Here is a 19,386-nt window from a genome sequence, read left to right on the forward strand (position 1 = left end):
GCTTGGTTCGCTGCTAAAGAGCGCTTGCGGCCATATAGCCGGTTTGCAAAAAAGCTTTCATCGCTTCGACGCTGCGGGGCGGGGCATGGCTTTTGCGGACGGCGGCCGGGAGCGCTTGCCAAAGCTCCAGCAGCATCGGCGGTTCCAACCCGAGCGAGCGCAGCTTCTCTTCGTCGGCGAACACTTCGTGCGGCGGTCCCGCCATACAGCATGCGCCCTGGTCCATGACCAGCACCCAATCGGCCCAAGCGTAGGCCAGATTCATATCGTGGGTTGCCATCGCAACCGTAATTCCTTGCTCCTGGGCAAGGTCCAGCTCCTCCAGCAGCTGCCGCTCGGACAGGCGGTCGAGGTAAGCCGTCGGCTCGTCCAGCAGCAGAAGCTCAGGCTCCAGCACGAGCACGCCCGCCAGCGCGACGCGCTTCTTTTGCCCCAGACTCAACTGGTGGATCGGGGTGTCGGCGAGAGGCTTCAGCCCCATGGAGAGCAGCATCCGCTCCGTTCGGACGGCAATCTCGTCCTCCGGGAGTCCGGCATTGCGCAGACCGTAGGAGACGTCTTCGTATGGCGTATTCAAAATCAACTGCTGCTCCGGGTCCTGGAATACAAGACCGACCTGCCGGCGAAGCCGCAGCAGGTCGTCGCGGCGGTACGATAGAGGCGCGCCCTTCAACTTCAGCTGTCCCGAAGCGGGGCGGTGGATGCCGATCGCATGCAGGAAAAAGGTCGATTTGCCGGACCCGTTGTGGCCGCAGATCGCCGTCTTTTTTCCTTGCGGTATCGTTAAGGTCAAGCTGCACAGCGCCTCCTCCCGGGTGCCGGGATAGCTGTACCGGAGGTCTAGCGCTTCCAATATCGGTTTCATACGATTCCCCTCCAGCGGAGCCAACACTCCAGCAGCAATAATATCGCGACGCCGATGCCGCTTTCGAGGCGGTATCGAACAGGAACCGAACCGGCCCGGTAAGGGGCAAGACGGATTTCTTCGGTAAATCCTCTGGAAACGAGACCGTGCGACAATCCTTTGTAGCGGTGCATCGTCTTGACGAACAGCCGGACGATCAGCATCGCCGTATCGTTCAGCCTGCCGCGAAAGCCGTTGTGTCCTCCACGTGCCCGCTGCGCGGTATACAGATCGTGCGCCGTCTCCGTCAAAATAAACAGGAAACGGTACGTGATCAACATCAGCTCAAGCACCAGAGCCGGAACCCGCAGCCGTTTCATTACTTGAAACAGCTCGGCCACCGGCGTCGTGAACATGATGAACGAAACGGCCGACAAGCAAGCCGCCGCCCGCATGAACAACGCCTCAGCCGTATGCAGTCCTGTCTCGGTGACGAATACGGACCCGTACGGCCGGGACCACAGAACGAACATAGAGGAGCCGGGAGCGACGGCGCTTCCCGGCTGGATCTCGATGAGCAGGGCCGGCACACTGGCGATAAAAAACAAGCAAGCCGTTCCCAGCATGACCATATGGGCTTTCAGCGGAATTCGGGCATACCGGACGACCCACACGATCATCCAGGCGAAGATCGCCGCTTGGACGGGAGGATGCGACCCGTACGACAAAATGAACAGCGCGGCTGCGAAGCCGCATTTCCACATCGGGGACATGCCGCGCAGCCGGTTGCTGTAGGACAGCGAATCGATCAGCCGGATCATTGCGATTTCGACTTGGACGCCTTGCCCCGGAACAGGCCGATCACGTACCCGATAAATCCGGCTCCGATGGCGGCCTGCAGCGCGAACAGCATGCTTTCGGTTTCGGCCGGCGGCTCCAGCAGCGACGAGAACCAGGGCTCGTAGGACGGCTGGATCGTCTTGATCAATTGTTCGGCGGCATCGTCCGCACCGCCAAACTCCGCCTTCACGAAGAGCAGCGGCAGTACGGCCAGCAGGACGACGGCGACAAGCAGCAGGATGTTTTTGGTTCCGGTTTTCACAACTCGCGCGCTCCTTTCATTTTACGCTGCAGCAGCGACAGCTCTTCCGAGCTGTAGGCCTGCAGCCAGTTCCAGATTAATACGGTCAGCAGACCTTCGCTGATGGCCAGCGGAATTTGCGTGATGGCGAAAATACCGCCGAATTTGAGGAATGAGGCCGCCACGCCGCCTTGCTCGGCCGGAAAAGCGAGCGCCAGCTGAAGCGACGTTACGATATAAGTGGACAGATCGGCGAGCGCCGCTGCCGTGAAGATGGACAGCTTCTGCTTGCCGGTCGACTTCATCATTCCTTTGTACACCATGTAACCAACGAACGGACCCGCGACGGCCATGGAGAACGCGTTGGCTCCGAGGGTCGTCAGCCCGCCGTGGGCAAGCAGCAGAGCTTGAAACAGCAGCACGATGGAACCCAGCACGCTCATCGGCAGCGGACCGAACATGACCGCTCCGAGCCCCGTGCCCGTCGGATGCGAGCTGCTTCCCGTCACGGACGGAATTTTCAGCGCCGACAGCACGAAGGTAAAGGCGCCGGCCAGACCGAGCATAATTTTCAGTTCCGGCGTTTCCTTCGTTATTTTCCGGAGCGCCCGCAGCCCGAGAATGAAGAAGGGCAGAAAGGCGGCCCACCAGAAAACGGCCCAGCCGATCGGCAGAAATCCTTCCATAATATGCATGGCGTAAGCGGATTCGGGCGCGTTCAACGATAAATACAACGTTAAACCGCTTACCAAAAGCAGGGTGCCGATTGTCTTTTTCTTTTTCATGATAATTCCTCCTGAATGATACTTGTAAACCAAAAAAAAGACCGATCCTGTAGGATGGGTCTTGGGTACGCGCGCCGACAAACGACAATGCACACAGGTCATTGTCCGGCTATGTTCGTACACCTCTCCTTTCCGCGAAGGCTTTGGGGTGCATCCATAAGGTAGGTCTCCTGGCTCTCGGATCGTCGTGTTCTTTCGCCTTCCCCGACGGGTGAATCGAGTGACGTCATGGAAAGAAACTCCCCGAATACAGTGGCGGGACCGCTCGGGATTTGAACCCGATTCCCTGTTACCCTTTGCTCCACGCAAAGGCACCTTATCGATTTCGTTATGTGGTTGTATCGATGCTTGCAGAATAAATGGTTCGCTACAAAACTATTCGATACAAACAGGTCATTTCCTTTCGAATGTTCGAAAATTTTTACTGGTAATATCCTTCAGTCGATTTGCGGAACGTTTTGAATTGATTCGCATCATGCCCGAACCACACTTGGGAGTTCGTTCGGTTAGCCAGCGTGCGGATTTTCTCCACCGCGTTCCGGTAACCGAGCGAATCGTACAAAATGCCCGGCGGCTTGACCGGAGGGCCGAAGCTTTCCGCCGTATAGATCGCATCGGAAGCGAGGATGATCCCGCCCGTTTCCGGCATGTCGACGTGCAAGCCTATCATGCCCCAGGCATGGCCGCTTCCAAAATTAAGAATCTTGATCCCTTCGGCCAGATCCAGGTTATCTTCAGTGCGCTTGACCGTCTTCCACTGCAAATGGTTTTTGATCCACGCATCGATGTCCGCCCAAATATAGCCGCCTTCTTTTTGGTTGCGTGCGTAGGACTGTAGGGCGCCATTCAGCTCGTCCTCGTGGACGATAATCGTCGCGTTCGTGAACATCTCCAGGCATCCCGCATGGTCCAGATGAAGATGGGAGGCTATCACGTACTTGATGTCCTCGGGTCTTACTTTCAGCTGCTCCAGCCGGTTATGCAGGTAGCATTCCTCGCTTGCCACCCAGGGGAACGCCTGCTGGGTCGCTTGGGTCCAGCGTCCTTGGGCGCCCATCGAGTTCGGGTTGCAGGACGTATCGAACAAAATTTTCCCTTCCGGATGATCGATCAATACGGTGTAAATCGGAAATTCCACGAACTGCGTCTGCGCATTCGGGTTGCTGACCGTCGCCGGATTGTGCATGGCGATCAGCCAGTTTTTGTCCATGCTCATCCGGCCGTTGTCCATCACATACAGCTTGGGCCGGGCTTTTATTAGATTTGACATGTTCATTCCTCCCATTAGTAAACAAATATATTCGCTTGTACGCTCGCTCATGCTCCGGATTTCAACTTTGGCGGGCGGTATAGACATACCATAGTATATAAACTAAAATTACATAAGTAGGCACTTTTTGGTGTCCTGGGTACTTCCAGGTGTATAGGAGGGAGATCATTTGACATCTTTACCCGAAACAAGACCATTCGGAAACTCGCCGGCGACTTGCGGCTACAGCAGAGTTCTTGAATTGATATCCGACAAATGGACGGCGCTCGTCATGTACACCCTGGAAGACGGGAGTGTCCGCTACGGGGAAATGGGAAGAAGAATCGACGGGATTTCCAAAAAAATGCTGACGCAAACGGTCCGGAAGCTTGAGCGGGACGGGCTGGTGCGACGCCATGTTACGCCAACCGTGCCCCCAACCGTCGACTATTCGCTAACCCCGCTGGGCGAAACGCTGCTTCAACCGATGAAAGAGCTAAGGCAATGGGCAAGAGTAAATTACCCGCATGTCGAGGCGGCGAGAGCCGACTACGATTTAGCGTATGACGGAAATTCCCAATCGCCAGCGGATTAAGGCTTGCTGGAAGCGCTGCTGAAGGCTCGCGCGATGAAGTGATGACCAAGAGCATGATGGCGTTCCGCAGCTTTCGGAACCTCATCATGCTTGATTTTTATGAGCTAAGGGGAGAGACGGGGTTGGATACGGCAAAGGCGCAATTGCTGAATTATGAGGGGGGAAACAAGTGGTTGATATTATTGTTAAACGGAAATTTACAGTTATCGGCAAGATGGGGGAGGGACTTGCCACAGAAGGTGCTGTTTGGATACCGCCATTATGGAAAGAGGCAAACAGTAAATTTGCTGAAATAAGCAATCTTGCAAAATTGAATTCTGACGGTAGTATTGTTGGGGTTTGGGGAGCTATGAGTGATGTGGATGGAAAGTTCGAAAGGTGGAAAAATGAGGGGAAATACTTAGCGGGGTGTGAGGTTCTAGACGATGCTGAAGCCCCGCATGGCTGGGTTAAATGGGTCATTCCATCATTTAAATATGTTGTGGTTAAGTGTAATCTAAATTCCTATAAAGAAACATTTAATCATATGACTACTTACCGAATAATGGATACACATTGGTTGGAGCAGTTCATGAATTTTATGACCCTAAAGATAATAACGGTAAATTGTCTTTATTTTTCCCTATCGAGAAGATATTCAATTGATCGCTTCTCAACAAGCGCAGGCAATCGTTCACGCGGTTGCCTTTTTGCATAGGCCGTTTCCGATAATTTTTCAAAAAAGCCTTGACTGACACAGCCTTGTTGTCTAATATAGTTTAAGATTGTTCATTAAGAATGATTCTCAATATCGTTTCATTGATAATGAAAATCATTATCGAATTATTTACTACTAAACTATTGTTAGGAAATGTTATGAGAAAAACTTATTTGGTCCTTGCCCTGATTGTTTTATCCGTTGCTTCTTTATTCATCGGCGCGAAAGATTTGACGCTGACCGATATCGTGCAGTGGAACGAGGAGAAGGTCGAGGTGCTGATGATCAGCCGGTTCCCGCGCTTGATCAGCATCTTGATCGCGGGCATGAGCATGAGCATCGTGGGCCTCATTATGCAGCAGCTCAGCCGCAACAAATTCGTCTCCCCGTCGACCGCGGGCACGATGGATTCGGCCAGTCTGGGCATCCTGGTCGCCCTGCTGATCTTCACAGAGGCGACTCCGATGCAGAAGATGTCCGTCGCCTTTATATTTTCGCTGGCCGGTACATACGTGTTTATGAAAATTCTCGACCGGGTGAAATTCAAGGATGCGATCTTCATCCCGCTCGTCGGACTCATGCTCGGCAATCTCATCGAATCGATGACGACCTTTTTCGCCTATAAATACGATCTCATTCAAAGCATGTCGTCGTGGCTGCACGGGGACTTCTCGGTTGTGCTGAAAGGCCGCTACGAGCTGCTGTACATCAGCATTCCTGCCACGGTGCTGGCTTACCTGTTCGCCAATAAGTTTACGGTCGCGGGGATGGGCGAGGATTTTTCCGTCAATCTCGGATTGAATTACAGGCAGGTGGTCAACCTTGGACTCGTAATTGCGGCCCTGGTGACCTCGGTTGTCGTGCTGACGGTCGGCATGATTCCGTTTCTGGGCTTGATCATTCCGAACATCGTCACGATTTATCAAGGGGATAACTTGAAAAAAAATCTTCCCCATACCGCCTTGCTCGGAGCCGTCTTCCTTCTGGCCTGCGACATTTTCGGGCGGGTGATCATTTATCCGTATGAAATTTCGATCGGATTGACCGTGGGGGTTATCGGAAGCGGGATTTTTCTGTACCTGCTTATGAGGAGAAAGAAATATGAGCAATAAAGTCAAGTTAATCTTGCTTGCCGTCATAGCGGTGGCTTTGGTTGTGCTGTTTATGGTCATCCAGTCGGGCGGCAATTGGGATTACATCCTTCCCCGGCGGGGCAAAAAGGTGCTCGCGCTGCTGCTTACCGGCTTTTGTATCGCCTTCTCGACCATGATATTTCAGACGATTACGAACAACCGGATTTTGACGCCCAGCATGATCGGGCTCGATTGGCTCTATATGCTGATCCAAACCGCCATCGTCTTTATTTTCGGCGCAACCAGCCTGACGACGATCAGCAATCAATGGAATTTCGCGCTGTCCGTCGGAATGATGGTGCTGTTCGCGCTCCTGCTCCATAAGCTGATGTTCCGCAAAGAAGGAACGAACATTTATTATTTGCTGCTCGTCGGACTTGTTCTAGGAACGCTGTTTCAAAGCTCGTCCTCGTTCATGCAGATGCTGATCAATCCTAACGCGTTCATGGTTTTGCAGAGCAAGCTGTTTGCCAGCTTCAGCAGCGTCAACTCGGATCTTTTGACGATTTCGGTCGTCGCTGTGCTGATCATTACGCTGTATTTTAAGAAGCTGCTTACCTATCTGGATGTCATTTCGCTGGGCAAGGAGCATGCGATCAATCTGGGCGTGCCTTACGACAGCATCGTGAAAAGGCTGCTGATCGTCGTCGCGATTCTGGCGTCGATCGCTACCGCTCTGGTCGGACCGATTACGTTCTTCGGGCTGCTTGTCGCCAACGTCACGCACCAATTTTTGCGCACGTATCGGCACAGCCAGCTTATTCTCGGAGCGGTCCTGATCGGGATGATCGCCTTGGTCGGCGGTCAATTGATGGTGGAACGGGTGTTTACCTTTACGACCACGCTCAGCGTCATCGTGAATTTCATCGGCGGGTCTTACTTTCTATATCTTTTGTTGAAGGAGAACAAATCGTGGTAGAAGTACGCAACGTAACGAAAACCTACGGGAATAAGCGCGTCGTCGATCAAGTCTCCGTCAAGGTCAACAAAGGGAGCATCACCGCTTTTATCGGGCCGAACGGCGCCGGCAAAAGCACGCTGCTGTCCATGATGAGCCGCCTTCTGACGAGGAACGAGGGAGAAGTGTGGATCGAAGGCAAAGAAATCGGGCAGTACAAGAGCAGCGAGCTGGCCAAAAAGATCTCGATTCTGAAGCAGTCCAACCATATCGGCATCCGCTTGACGGTGCGCGAGCTTGTCAGCTTCGGCCGCTTTCCTTATTCGCAGGGCAAGCTAACGAAGGACGATTGGGTGTACGTCGACGAAGCCATCCGCTACATGGAGCTCGAAGACATGCAGCACAAGTATATCGATCAATTGAGCGGCGGCCAGCGGCAGCGGGCTTACATCGCCATGGTCATCGCGCAAAATACCGAGTACATTTTGCTGGATGAGCCGCTCAACAATCTGGATATGAAGCATTCGGTCCAGATTATGAAGGTGCTGCGGCGGCTGGTCGACGAGCTGGGCAAGACGATTGTCATCGTGATCCACGACATCAATTTTGCCTCCTGCCATGCCGATTACATCGTGGCGCTCAAGGACGGGAAGCTGGTCCGCGAAGGCCCGACGGCGGAGATCATCGAGGAGTCCGTGCTCAAGGACATTTACGACATGGATATCCATATCGAGGATATCAACGAGAACAAGATTTGCGTGTATTTTACTTAGCCGATTGTCCAAGGGACGCCATGCCGTCCTTTGCAATAAATATTACGATTATCGAGGTGGTCAAAGATGAAAAAAATGTCATGGATGCTCATGATCGTGCTGCTGGCCGTTATGGTTGCGGCGTGCGGAACGAACGGTTCGGGCAGCTCCAATAATGCGGCAGGGGGCGCCAACAGCGGCGATGCGAAGAACGCGAACACGGCCGCACCGAAAGACGGCGAAGAGCTGACGATTAAACATAAGCTTGGGGAAACGAAAGTTAAAAAGAACCCGAAAAAGGTCGTTGTGTTCGACTTCGGCACGCTGGATTCGCTGGATAAACTGGGCGTTGAAGTGGCCGGCGTTCCGTCGAAAAACCTGCCTTCCTATTTGTCCAAATACAAAGACAGCAAGTATGCGAACGTAGGCGGCCTGATGGAGCCGGACTTCGAGAAGATCAACCAGCTCAAGCCCGATCTGATCATCATCTCCGCACGGCAATCGGCCAAATACGATGAGTTCAAAGCGATCGCTCCGACGATCTTTATGGGCATAGACGACAAAAGCTACATGAAATCGTTCGAAGAAAATGTGAAGCTGCTCGGCCAAATTTTCGGCAAGGAAGCGGCAGCGGATAAGGAGTTCGCCGCCATCGGCGACTCCATTAAGAAGCTGAAAGAAAAAGCGTCCGCAGGCGGCAAAACCGCATTGGTCATCTTGACGACCGGCGGCAAAACCAGCGCTTACGGCCAAGGCTCGCGCTTCGGCATTATCCACGACGAATTCGGCTTCACGCCTGCAGACAAAGATATCAAGGTTGAGACGCACGGCCAAAGCATCACGTTTGAATACGTCGCTCAGAAAGATCCGGACTACCTGTTTGTCGTCGACCGCGACGCCGTTGTCGGCAACGGTACGCCGGCGAAGCAAATCGTGGAAAATGAGCTGACGAAGAAGACGAAAGCCTACAAAAACGGCAAAATCATTTATCTGGATTCGAACTATTGGTATCTGTCCGGCGGCGGCTTGCTTTCCGTGGCCGAGATGGTGAAAGAAGCGGAAAAAGCGGTGCAATAATCGCGCCGTCATAGCGCTGCAATCATGAACAAGCTCCCTGCATTGCCGAGCCGGCGATAAGGGAGCTTGTTTTGTTAAATGAATAATTATCGCGCCGGCCGTCAACCCTATCTTCATCTTAACGGGTGGAGGTTTGGCGATGGACTTGGAAGAAGAAAACGAAGGGTATTTCGAACATTTTACGAATAACAGCATTACGACGCCTCCGGATCAGGAGGATAGGGCAGCGACCGATGGAATCAGCAAATTCGTAGAGCGGGTGATGGATGGCCTCGCCGGGGAAGCGGACGATTCCGGTTCGGAGCAGGCGCGCTCTTCGTCGGAGCAGCATTAATTCAATACACGTCCGAGAAGCGGTTTTTCCCGAAAAGGGAGGAGCCGCTTTTTTGCGTTGTATCGCGGGTTTGGAGCATAGGGCAAAGCCTGTTTCGCATGTTCTGTTATAAAACAGTGAAAAAATTTAAAAAACAGTATTGAACAGTTTGGAATGTTGTTATATAATAACCTCATCGAAACAAAACACTGTACTATAATAAAAACAAATGGAGGTAGTTCACATGAATTGTCCGATATGTCACGGTCATGGTGAAATTGAATCCCCTAACTTTCATTCCGGCGGCGTATCTGCGAACGACGAAAAGCAAACTCCGGAATACCGGGACGCTTTAGGCAAGAAGGTTACCATCTGCTTCTGGTGCTGCGGCAACGGCTACGTAGAAAGCCACGAGTAGTCCGCATAGATCTCCAATCGTTTATCACATCGTAATCACTCATATTACTCATAACCAATTTCAGGAGGGAAAAAGGGATGACAACCAATAATCGTAAAGCGCAATCGGAACAGCTTAAGCAAAAATGGAATTCCAAACGGTTCGAAGGGGTACGGCGCCCTTACAGTCCGGAAGACGTACTTCGCCTGCGGGGCTCGGTACTGATCGAGCACACGCTGGCGCAGCGGGGAGCGGAGAAGCTGTGGAAGCTGGTTCATACGGAAGATTACGTTCATGCCCTGGGCGCCCTGACAGGCAATCAAGCTCTCCAGCAGGCGAAGGCGGGACTGAAGGCCATTTATCTCAGCGGCTGGCAGGTGGCGGCGGACGCCAACCTGAGCGGCCAAATGTATCCGGACCAAAGCTTGTATCCCGCGAACAGCGTACCTGCCGTAGTCAAGCGGATCAATCAGACGCTGCAAAGAGCGGATCAAATCCAGCACGCGGAAGGGAAAGAGCACATCGATTTTTTCCTGCCGATCGTGGCTGACGCCGAAGCGGGCTTCGGCGGACCGCTCAACGTCTTCGAATTAATGAAAGCGATGATCGAAGCGGGAGCGGCCGCTGTTCACTTCGAGGATCAGCTCTCCTCGGAGAAAAAATGCGGACATATGGGCGGCAAGGTGCTGCTGCCTACCCGGCAGGCGGTCCGCCATCTGATCGCCGCCAGACTCGCTGCTGACGTCATGGGCGTCGATACGCTGATCATCGCCAGAACGGATGCGAACGCAGCTAAGCTGCTGACCAGCGATATCGACGATAACGACAAGGCGTTCCTCACAGGCGAGCGCTCGCCGGAAGGCTTCTATTATGTCAAAGACGGCCTGGACCAAGCGATTTCCCGCGGTCTTGCATATGCTCCCTATGCCGATATGGTCTGGTGCGAAACGGCCGAGCCGAATCTGGAGGAAGCGCGGCGGTTTGCGGAAACGATCCATGCGAAGTACCCCGGCAAGCTGCTGGCGTACAACTGCTCGCCTTCGTTCAACTGGAAGCGGAAGCTGGACGATGCCACGATCGCGGCGTTCCAACGGGAATTAGGAAAGATGGGCTATAAATTCCAATTCGTGACGCTGGCCGGTTTCCATTCGTTGAACTACGGCATGTTCGAATTGGCCAGAGGGTACCGTGACCGGGGCATGGCCGCCTACTCGGAGCTGCAGCAGTCGGAGTTCACCAGCGAACGCTACGGCTACGAAGCGACCCGGCACCAGCGCGAGGTCGGAACCGGCTACTTCGATGAAGTATCGCTTGTCCTGTCCGGAGGCGATTCCGTGACGACGGCGCTCAAGGATTCTACCGAAGCGGAACAGTTTGCAGGCTAAGGAGGCCAGGGCAATGACTTATCATGCGGTTTCACAAGGCGTGCTGCTGAAGGGCCGAATGCATAACCCGGCTTATTTTGAAATCTTGACTCCCGGCGCGCTGGAATTTATAGCGGAACTGGAGAAGAAATTCGGTCATCGGCGTCTCTCCTTGCTGAAACAGCGGGAAGAGCGGCAGGAGCGGATTGATGCGGGGGAGCTGCCTGATTTTTTGAAGGAGACGGCGGACGTTCGCAGCGGGGATTGGCGCATTGCGCCAATCCCGCCCGATCTGGCCGACCGCAGGGTCGAGATCACCGGGCCTGCCGGCGACCGGAAAATGGTCATCAACGCGCTGAACTCCGGCGCGAAACTGTATATGGCGGATTTTGAAGACGCGAATTCGCCGCAGTGGAGCAATTGCATCGAAGGACAAATCAACATGCGGGACGCTGTGCAGCGAACGATCCGCTATGAGTCTCCGGAAGGCAAGACGTATGCGCTGAACGAGCAGACGGCCGTACTGAAAGTCCGCCCCCGGGGCTGGCATTTGGAAGAAAAGCACGTATGGATCGATCAGCGTCCGATGTCGGCGGGACTATTCGATTTCGGCCTGTTCTTCTTCCACAACGCGCAAGAACTGCTGGATCGGGGGAGCGCCCCGTACTTCTACTTGCCGAAGCTGGAAAGCCATCTGGAAGCGAGATTGTGGAACGATGTCTTCTTCTTTGCCGAGGAGAAGCTGGGCATCCCCGCAGGCACGATCAAAGCGACGGTGCTGATCGAGACGATTTTGGCGGCATTTGAAATGGACGAAATTTTGTATGAGCTGCGGGAGCATAGCGCAGGCCTCAACTGCGGCCGCTGGGACTATATTTTCAGCTATATTAAAAAGCTCAGAAACCAGGAGCATGTTATTTTGCCGGACCGCGGCTTGGTGACGATGGAATCGCCGTTCATGCGGGCTTATTCGCTGCTGGCGATCCAGACGTGTCACAAGCGGGGAGCGCCCTGCATCGGCGGCATGGCCGCGCAAATTCCGATTAAGGACGATCCCGAAGCCAACGAGGAGGCGATGCGGAAGGTCCGTGCGGATAAGACGCGCGAAGCGACGCAAGGGCATGACGGAACGTGGGTCGCTCATCCGGGCCTGGTGCCGGTTGCCCGGGATGTATTCGACCGCCTGATGCCGGCGCCCAATCAGATCGACCGGCAGCTGACGGGCATCGAGGTGACCGCCGCCGACCTGCTCGAAGTTCCGCAGGGACCGATTACGGAAGCCGGCGTTCGCACGAACATTCACGTCGGGCTTCACTATTTGGAAGCGTGGCTGCGGGGCTACGGCGCGGTGCCGATCCGCAACCTGATGGAGGACGTAGCTACCGCGGAAATTTCGCGGGCGCAGCTGTGGCAGTGGATTCACCATCCGAAGGGCGTTCTGGAGGACGGGCGCAAAGTAACGGCTGAGCTGTTCGGAGAACTGCTCGAAGAAGAACTGAAGGCAATTCGGGAGCGCGTTGGCGCCGACCGGTTCGAACAAGGACAATATATGCTGGGGAAGACGCTGTTTAGCGATATGACGACGTCCGCGACATTCGAGGACTTTTTGACCATCCCAAGCTACGCGCATTTATAAGGAATGGAGGAGAAGAAATATGCTTCAATCACCGACGAAGTTTTACGAGCAGCTTCCGGCCAAGTGCTGCAGCCGCTGCGGCGAAACGGTAGAGGAGATGGCGGACTGCTATCATACGGAGTGCTATAAATGCTCGGAAACGGTATTTTATCCGCTGTCGCCCATCTTTCTGAGCATGTACAATACGGCGATTCAAGAATAGCGGGCCACAGCGGCGCACACAAAACAGCTCCTTTCCTGCGCGGAAGGGAGCTGTAAATTTTTGGACGGCTATTTTAGTTATTCATGTCCTGCCGCTGCGTAGGACTCGGCTGCCGCGGTCAGATAATACGCCAATCCGGTTTGCTGGCCTTCCAGCATGCGAAGATGAAAGTCGTCGCCGAGGAAAAAGCGCGTTTGGGCTGCAAAATTCGCAGCGGTGACGGTATGCCCGTGCTTGTTCATAAAGACAAGGTGGTCCCGGATCAGCCGCTGAATTTCCGCGTCGCTGTGCTTGATCCCCGTACGCAAAGCTTCTGCGATATGATTCATAAATGCCGCCGCCTCTTGAGCCTGCTCATTCATGCTTTGCGCATCGATTTCTGCGGAATCGAGCATGTCGTAGCCGTAGGCGTCCTTCAAGTGCTGATTTTGCTCCTCCAATGCCTGTTCCCACTCCTGCGCGCTTTCGAACCCTTTGAACATATCTTGGCTATTCATGATTTCTCCCTTCTCCATGCTGGCCATGGATTGCTGTAACGTTTCAATGATCGTTTCCAGCCTTTGCTTGCGGAGCAGAAGCAGCTCCTCCTGCTGCGCGAGAATCGAGTGCCGCTCAGGCTCCTCTTCAAGCAGCCGCGCGATTTCCTTCAAAGGAAAATCCAATTCCCGGTAAAACAAAATGTGCTGCAGACGTTCCAGCTCTTTCATCCCGTATAACCGGTATCCCGCCTCGCTGACCGCGCACGGCAGCAAAAGCCCGATTTTATGGTAATGATGCAGTGTCTTGACGGTTACGCCGGACAAGGAAGATATTTCTTTGACCGTATAGAGGATGTCGTTTCCCTCCCTTCTGCATTTAGTGTACAGACTCCTCTAAGGGGAGGGTCAAGAAAAACTTATCTCAGCATATAACGTAGTGCGGATAACAATAACAAAGCCGCAATTCCGAAGCAAAGGCGCATAAGCCATTTTTCCTGCCGATCAAAGGCATTCAAGACGTTTCCCCCTTCACGTACTTGGCACTGAATAAAAACAGTCTGAGCAGCAGCACAAGCGCCGGAATCAAAAGCACGAGACCTGCTACGAACGAGACGATTAACGCCCGCCCCATGGTTGGATTCGTGACACTGCTTGAAAGCGTTAAATACGGATAAAGCAAATAAGGAAGATGCGAAATCCCGTAACCGAAAAATGCAAATGCAAACTGCAGCATCACCATCACAAAAGCCGTACCGTAGTTTTTCCGCCGCCAAATCAGCCAGATGGAAGTTACATAGCTTCCAAAAGACAAAGCGAACATCCACCATACCTTAAGCGTATTTTGGAAATGCTCCGGGTTATGATTGCGAAGGGCAATAAAGACAAAGAGACTGGAAATAATCGTCGGTATGCCTCCCCATAAAGCAAAATAGCGAAGCCACTCAAGCGCCCTTTTATCTTCCGCATGATCGGCGTAATATGTCAAGAAAGCTGAACTGATAAATAGAACACTTGAAACGGCAAGAAGGACAACAGCCCAAGAATAGGAGCTGAAGAACAGCTCCTCCATCAGCAGCGTAACGGTGTTTCCGCTGACGGACAAAAAGCCTCCTTCCGAAATGGTAAATACGGTTGATAAAGCGGCCGGTATAAGCAGTCCCGTCGATCCGTAGGCAAGCAGATAAAGATTACTTTTCTTTGCGCCATAATTGGCAAAGGCATAGAAAGATCCCCGTACGGCGAGCAGGATGAGCGCTATGCTTCCGGGAAGCAGCAAGGCGGTTCCGTAATAGTAGGCCGTCTCCGGAAAAAAGCCGACAATGCCGACGAAAAAGAAGACGAGGAAAACATTCGTAACTTCCCACACCGGCGATAAGTATCTGGAAATGACGGGCCCAATAACGTTTTCGATTCCGATGACCTTGCCGTAATAAGCGTAAAACCCGGCACCGAAATCGATGGACGCAACAATCAAGTAACCATAAAGGAATATCCACAGAACCGTAATTCCAATTTGTTCCAATTGCATGTTGATGTCCTCCTACAAAATAATTCGCCTTTCCTCCAGCTCATACTCAGCCGGTTTATTGCGGAACAATCGGCTGAGCACGAGCAGGCAAACTATGCCTAGCAGGAGGTACAAAGCAGCGAACAGCCAAAAGGTGATTCCGACATGAGGATTCGTCGTCGCCGCATCGGACACACGCATGTATCCCCTTAAAATCCACGGTTGTCTGCCCACTTCCGCGTAAAACCAACCAAGCTCGATGGCGAGCAAGGAAAAGGGCCCCCCGGCAAAAATGGCCCAAAGCATCCAGCGGTTATAAGCATTCCGGCGTTTCATTCGGGTCATGATGAGGAAGATGACGGGAACGGCCAGCAAGTAAAAGCCGATGCCTGCCATGGCATCAAACAAATAGTGCACATAAAGCGGGGGCCACTGGTCTTCCGGAAATTCGTTTAAGCCGACCACCGTTCCGTTTGGATCGTTAGTTGCGAGAACGCTAAGCGCCCAAGGAATTTTTATCGCCCCCGTGATCTCGTTCGTGACCGGATTCAGTTGACCGCCGATCACAAGCGAAGCACGATTGCTTGTTTCGAAATGCCATTCCGCCGCGGCAAGTTTCTCAGGCTGCTTTTCGGCCAAAAATTTGGCGGAAGCGTCTCCTATCCAAATTGTGGCTGCCGCAAGAATAAGTCCGGTCATCATATTAAGCCGGATCGACTTTTTGTAATAATCGTTGTTTCGTCCCCGCAGCATAGAAAATGCAGCAATCATCCCTAACAGAAATGCAGCGGTCAAATAAGCGGAAGACAGCACGTGGGCCACTTTTGAAGGTGTCGCTGGATTCAACATGGCCGCGAGCGGATCAAGATTCGTCAGCTTGCCATTTTCAATCGTAAACCCTTGCGGCGTATTCATAAAACCATTAACCATCGTAATAAACAACGCTGAAGCGGAGGAACCGATGACGATGGGAAGGGTTAGCAGCCAGTGAAGGTACGGATTGCTGAACCGATTCCATGTGTACAGATAGATACCAAGAAAAATAGCTTCGAAGAAAAATGCAAAGGTTTCCAAAAAAAGCGGCAAGCTGATCACATTGCCTGCAAATCGCATAAATTCCGGCCATAGCAGGCTGAGCTGAAGACCGATACACGTTCCGGTAACGACACCTACGGCTACCGTAATGACAAAGCCTCGCGTCCATCTTCTTGCCATGAGGGAATAGTGGGGGTCCTTTTTCCTGATCCCTATCCATTCGGCGATGGAGATGAAGATCGGTATGCCGACGCCAACGGTGGCGAACAGTATGTGAAAGGCAAGTGTCATTTCCGTCAAGCCGCGGCTCCAATTCAACGCATTCATCTTAAACCCTCCTTGCTTACGATCATCAAACCCCTGGCGGTATCTTTGAGTTCCATCGATTAATATTCCTGTCTTTTCCAAAAAGTATACAAGGAAGCCGCGGCAGCTTTGATTTTAGAAAACAATAAAAAAAAGCCGCGAGATTCGCGACTTTGAAAGAAAATATTTTGTAGCTATGCCATACCTTCTTCTTCCGTTTGTGGGGCTCGAAAATAAAGATAAACGCCAATTCCTAATGAAAGAATAACGATCGTTGCCGATGTCCATTGTGCCGCCGTCCAATGAAATAAATACCTTTGGGAATCGCCGCGCAGCATTTCCAACAGGAACCGTCCGATATTGTAGAAGATATTGTAAGCAAGAAACAGATAGCCGCGTTTTAATTTTTTTCTCAAAAGAATCATGAGCAGGGCAAAAATGATAATGTCCATTTGTCCTTCCCATACTTCGGCAGGCCATAGCGGTTGATCGCCATAGGTGGCTCTTGCGTTGGTGCCTTCGGGATACAAAATGCCAAAATTGCCGCCTGTCGGATCTCCGAAAGCATCGCCGTTCATCAAGTTGGCATCGCGGCCGATGCTTTGGGCAAGAATGAGACCCGGAGCGCATAAGTCCGCCAGTTCCCAAAACGATATTTTGTGCTTTCGCACATACCAAATTCCTACCAGAATGGCCCCGATCACTCCACCCTGAATTGACAAACCGCCATGCCATATCGCGATAATCTCTTCCGGATGCTTGGAGTAAAACTCCCAATCAAAGAAAAATACCGTCCAAAATCTTGAACCGATAATGGCTCCGATCATCATCGGCACAATCAAGTTCATCAAATGCTCTGCCAAATGATCTTTTTTTTGCAGTTTGGCTAACGTGATCGTAAATCCAACGCCAAGGATAATCGCCAAAACAAACAAGATGCTGTACGAACGAATGGGAAAAGAACCTATGTGTGCAATATACTGATGCAATCAGGCCACTTCTTTCTGCGTTAGTTTGATAATGAAAATAATAATTTAGTCCGCTATGTCTTTTCAAGTATGGAAGTGATGAAACCAGTTGACTTAGTTATAAAATGAATAGTAATATTATAACTATGAAAAAGACGAATACAATCCAACGTTCCCCTCTAGCCCTAGCCATCCTTGCGCTTCTTGCGGAAGAGCCGATGCACCCGTACCGAATGCAGCAGCTGCTTAAAGAAAGAGGAAAGGATGAAGTGATTAACGTACGCCAACGTACGAGTATTTATCAAACGATCGATCGCCTGCTGCGCGACGGATTGATCGCTGTTCGTGAAACGTTGAAAGAACCCGGAAAACCCGACCGTACGGTTTACGAATCCGCGGAGGACGGTCGGAAGCTGTTTCGGGAATGGCTTCGGGATATGCTGTCCGTGCCTTCTCAGGAGTTCCCCGATTTTCCCGTTGCCGTATCGTTCCTGTCTCTATTGACGCCGGATGACGTCTTGAAGCAGTTGGAACGAAGATCGCTTCTTCTTGAAAAAGAAATTGAACGCGTAAGCTCGGATCTGCAAACCTACAAGGATATCATTCCCAGACTGTTCATGCTTGAAACCGAGTATAAACAGGCCGTGCTGACGGCCGAATGGCAGTGGGTGCGCTCCATCAGCGACGATTTGCGGAATGGGGATCTCGACTGGGACGAGGAGTGGCTGCGTGAAATTACGCTGCGCCTCAATAGCAAAGAGTAGCTGTCGTACACCATCATCACTCATACGCGGAAGAGGAGAGGTAGTATGCCGACGAACCGTAAAGCAAAAAAAGCGCTGATCATCGGAGGCGGTCTTGCCGGACCGGCGCTCGCCCTGTTTCTGAAACGAGCAGGTATTGAGGCGGAGATTTACGAAGCCCGAACATCTTCCGAAGGCTTCTCGCTTACTTTATCGTGCAATGGGCTGGCTGTCCTGCAGGAGCTCGGACTTGACCAAGCGGTCTTGAAGGAAGGATCTGCCGTAAGTAAATGGAAGATGTGGAATGGAAGGGGGAAGTATTTGGGCGGAGGCGTCTTGGCAGGAGGAGGCTTGAAAAGCGTCTTTATTAAGCGCGTTCCTCTAGGCAGCATCATCTCGGATGAAGTCGAACGCCAGGGCATCCCCATCTTTCGCGGCAAAAAGCTGGAAGATATTAAGGCAGCCGTGGAAGGAGGAGCAGTTGCGACTTTCCAGGACGGCACCAGCGTCTCCGGAGACTACCTGATCGGCTGCGACGGCGTTCATTCGCGTACCCGTCAGATCATCGACCCGGGATTTCAAGGCCCCGCCTTTACGGGGCTAATCAACAGCGGCGGATATACCTCAGGTGTCGAAGTTCCCGGCGAACCGGAAACGATTCATTTCATTTTCTGCAAACGGGCCTTTTTCGGATATCACGTCAGCCCTAGCGGTTTCATTTATTGGTTTACGAATTGGCCGCAAGCGAATGAACCCGCTAGAGATGCATTCAAAGACATTACCGATGTAGAGCGCAAAAAGATGATGCTGGACATTTACAAAGACGACCAGCCCTTTATCGGGAAAATCATTGAGGGAGCGGAAACGGCGTTTCCATTTTTCCCATCCTACGATCTTCCCCAGCAGCCTTCCCATTGGCACAAGGGACCGATTGCTCTGGTCGGCGATGCGGCGCACGCGATTTCCCCCAGCTCCGGTCAAGGAGCCTCGATGGCGCTGGAGGATGCCATGGTTCTGGCAAAATGTTTGCGGGACATCCCTAACGCAGAGCATGCCTTCGCAACCTACGAGCAGCTCAGGCGGGAGCGCACCGTCAAAATGTACGACGTGGGGCGGCACGGCGATTCCGGCAAGCATGTAACGGGTTCACTCCAACAGTGGTTCCGGGATATGACGACGCCGCTGTTCCTCAAGCTATTCGCGAATCCGAAGGCATCCGACTGGATGTACTCGTACAGAGTCGATTGGGAGAAGAACGTATCGGCAAGCCGGTACAAGAATTAATGCCAGTCACACTTGTCGTCATTCGGGGCTCTGTTTTTGTG

22 protein-coding genes and 1 riboswitch are annotated in these 19,386 nt (G+C 52.5%); of the genes, 13 read left to right on the top strand and 9 right to left on the bottom strand.

Annotated features, from left to right (window positions below; all coding sequences use genetic code 11):
* Positions 1-13 precede the first annotated feature (13 nt).
* The 5 genes from ET33_RS03805 to ahlS all read right to left on the bottom strand — a co-directional run bounded on the left by ET33_RS03805 (position 14) and on the right by ahlS (position 3,980).
* Positions 14-865 (bottom strand): energy-coupling factor ABC transporter ATP-binding protein, encoded by an 852-nt coding sequence (locus ET33_RS03805; protein ID WP_036676737.1) that lies wholly within the window; start codon positions 863-865, stop codon positions 14-16.
* On the bottom strand, positions 862-1,665 hold the full coding sequence (cbiQ, locus tag ET33_RS03810) for a cobalt ECF transporter T component CbiQ (protein WP_036676738.1): 804 nt from the start codon (positions 1,663-1,665) through the stop codon (positions 862-864). Before cbiQ ends, ET33_RS03805 begins: the two co-directional genes overlap by 4 nt.
* Positions 1,662-1,946, bottom strand: a complete 285-nt coding sequence (locus ET33_RS03815; protein ID WP_036676740.1) for an energy-coupling factor ABC transporter substrate-binding protein — start codon at positions 1,944-1,946, stop codon at positions 1,662-1,664. The genes cbiQ and ET33_RS03815 overlap by 4 nt, the downstream gene beginning before the upstream one ends.
* Complete coding sequence (locus ET33_RS03820; protein ID WP_036676742.1) at positions 1,943-2,710, bottom strand: energy-coupling factor ABC transporter permease; 768 nt, start codon at positions 2,708-2,710, stop codon at positions 1,943-1,945. The genes ET33_RS03815 and ET33_RS03820 overlap by 4 nt, the downstream gene beginning before the upstream one ends.
* A gap of 143 nt (positions 2,711-2,853) precedes the next feature.
* A riboswitch (cobalamin riboswitch) is annotated at positions 2,854-3,044 on the bottom strand.
* 87 nt (positions 3,045-3,131) lie between these two features.
* The gene (ahlS, locus tag ET33_RS03825) at positions 3,132-3,980 is read right to left on the bottom strand and encodes an AhlS family quorum-quenching N-acyl homoserine lactonase (protein WP_036676744.1); all 849 of its coding nucleotides are present in this window, start codon (positions 3,978-3,980) and stop codon (positions 3,132-3,134) included.
* A 169-nt stretch (positions 3,981-4,149) separates the two neighbouring features.
* On the opposite strand from ahlS, the gene ET33_RS03830 reads away from it, so the two are divergent.
* The 11 genes from ET33_RS03830 to yhfH all read left to right on the top strand — a co-directional run bounded on the left by ET33_RS03830 (position 4,150) and on the right by yhfH (position 13,023).
* Entirely contained in the window at positions 4,150-4,554 is a 405-nt protein-coding gene (locus ET33_RS03830) for a winged helix-turn-helix transcriptional regulator (RefSeq protein ID WP_036676746.1), read from the top strand.
* Between the two features lie 169 nt (positions 4,555-4,723).
* Positions 4,724-5,251, top strand: a complete 528-nt coding sequence (locus ET33_RS03835; protein WP_235206637.1) for a GyrI-like domain-containing protein — start codon at positions 4,724-4,726, stop codon at positions 5,249-5,251.
* A 158-nt stretch (positions 5,252-5,409) separates the two neighbouring features.
* Entirely contained in the window at positions 5,410-6,363 is a 954-nt protein-coding gene (locus ET33_RS03840; protein WP_036676748.1) for an ABC transporter permease, read from the top strand.
* Entirely contained in the window at positions 6,353-7,303 is a 951-nt protein-coding gene (locus ET33_RS03845) for an iron chelate uptake ABC transporter family permease subunit (RefSeq protein WP_036676750.1), read from the top strand. The genes ET33_RS03840 and ET33_RS03845 overlap by 11 nt, the downstream gene beginning before the upstream one ends.
* On the top strand, positions 7,297-8,055 hold the full coding sequence (locus tag ET33_RS03850) for an iron ABC transporter ATP-binding protein (RefSeq protein ID WP_036676752.1): 759 nt from the start codon (positions 7,297-7,299) through the stop codon (positions 8,053-8,055). The genes ET33_RS03845 and ET33_RS03850 overlap by 7 nt, the downstream gene beginning before the upstream one ends.
* 66 nt (positions 8,056-8,121) lie before the next feature.
* Positions 8,122-9,111 carry a siderophore ABC transporter substrate-binding protein gene (locus ET33_RS03855; protein ID WP_036676754.1) on the top strand — a complete coding sequence of 330 codons (990 nt, stop codon included), beginning with the start codon at positions 8,122-8,124 and terminating at the stop codon, positions 9,109-9,111.
* A 139-nt stretch (positions 9,112-9,250) separates the two neighbouring features.
* On the top strand, positions 9,251-9,445 hold the full coding sequence (locus ET33_RS03860) for a hypothetical protein (protein ID WP_036676756.1): 195 nt from the start codon (positions 9,251-9,253) through the stop codon (positions 9,443-9,445).
* Positions 9,446-9,668: 223 nt separating this feature from the next.
* Positions 9,669-9,842, top strand: a complete 174-nt coding sequence (locus tag ET33_RS38865; protein ID WP_157244156.1) for a hypothetical protein — start codon at positions 9,669-9,671, stop codon at positions 9,840-9,842.
* Between the two features lie 77 nt (positions 9,843-9,919).
* The gene (gene aceA / locus ET33_RS03865) at positions 9,920-11,206 is read left to right on the top strand and encodes an isocitrate lyase (RefSeq protein ID WP_036676758.1); all 1,287 of its coding nucleotides are present in this window, start codon (positions 9,920-9,922) and stop codon (positions 11,204-11,206) included.
* A 13-nt stretch (positions 11,207-11,219) separates the two neighbouring features.
* Complete coding sequence (gene aceB, locus ET33_RS03870; protein ID WP_036676760.1) at positions 11,220-12,821, top strand: malate synthase A; 1,602 nt, start codon at positions 11,220-11,222, stop codon at positions 12,819-12,821.
* A 19-nt stretch (positions 12,822-12,840) separates the two neighbouring features.
* Positions 12,841-13,023 carry a protein YhfH gene (gene yhfH / locus ET33_RS03875; RefSeq protein ID WP_036676762.1) on the top strand — a complete coding sequence of 61 codons (183 nt, stop codon included), beginning with the start codon at positions 12,841-12,843 and terminating at the stop codon, positions 13,021-13,023.
* 77 nt (positions 13,024-13,100) lie between these two features.
* On the opposite strand, the gene ET33_RS03880 is transcribed toward yhfH, so the two are convergent.
* The 4 genes from ET33_RS03880 to lgt form a co-directional block, all read right to left on the bottom strand.
* Entirely contained in the window at positions 13,101-13,856 is a 756-nt protein-coding gene (locus ET33_RS03880; RefSeq protein WP_036676764.1) for a MerR family transcriptional regulator, read from the bottom strand.
* Between the two features lie 157 nt (positions 13,857-14,013).
* On the bottom strand, positions 14,014-15,030 hold the full coding sequence (locus ET33_RS03885; RefSeq protein WP_036676766.1) for a cytochrome d ubiquinol oxidase subunit II: 1,017 nt from the start codon (positions 15,028-15,030) through the stop codon (positions 14,014-14,016).
* Positions 15,031-15,042: 12 nt separating this feature from the next.
* On the bottom strand, positions 15,043-16,371 hold the full coding sequence (locus ET33_RS03890) for a cytochrome ubiquinol oxidase subunit I (protein WP_036676769.1): 1,329 nt from the start codon (positions 16,369-16,371) through the stop codon (positions 15,043-15,045).
* Positions 16,372-16,544: 173 nt separating this feature from the next.
* Complete coding sequence (gene lgt / locus ET33_RS03895) at positions 16,545-17,339, bottom strand: prolipoprotein diacylglyceryl transferase (RefSeq protein WP_036676772.1); 795 nt, start codon at positions 17,337-17,339, stop codon at positions 16,545-16,547.
* Positions 17,340-17,464: 125 nt separating this feature from the next.
* Here lgt and ET33_RS03900 point away from each other — a divergent pair, with 125 nt between their 5' ends.
* Together ET33_RS03900 and ET33_RS03905 are read left to right on the top strand one after the other, a co-directional pair.
* Positions 17,465-18,082: a PadR family transcriptional regulator gene (locus tag ET33_RS03900; protein WP_081890195.1), complete on the top strand. Its 618-nt coding sequence runs from the start codon at positions 17,465-17,467 to the stop codon at positions 18,080-18,082.
* 45 nt (positions 18,083-18,127) lie between these two features.
* Positions 18,128-19,345 (top strand): FAD-dependent oxidoreductase, encoded by a 1,218-nt coding sequence (locus ET33_RS03905; RefSeq protein WP_036676777.1) that lies wholly within the window; start codon positions 18,128-18,130, stop codon positions 19,343-19,345.
* Positions 19,346-19,386 lie beyond the last annotated feature (41 nt).

Origin of the sequence: Paenibacillus tyrphae, from assembly GCF_000722545.1 — a bacterium.
GTDB lineage: Bacteria > Bacillota > Bacilli > Paenibacillales > NBRC-103111 > Paenibacillus_G > Paenibacillus_G tyrfis.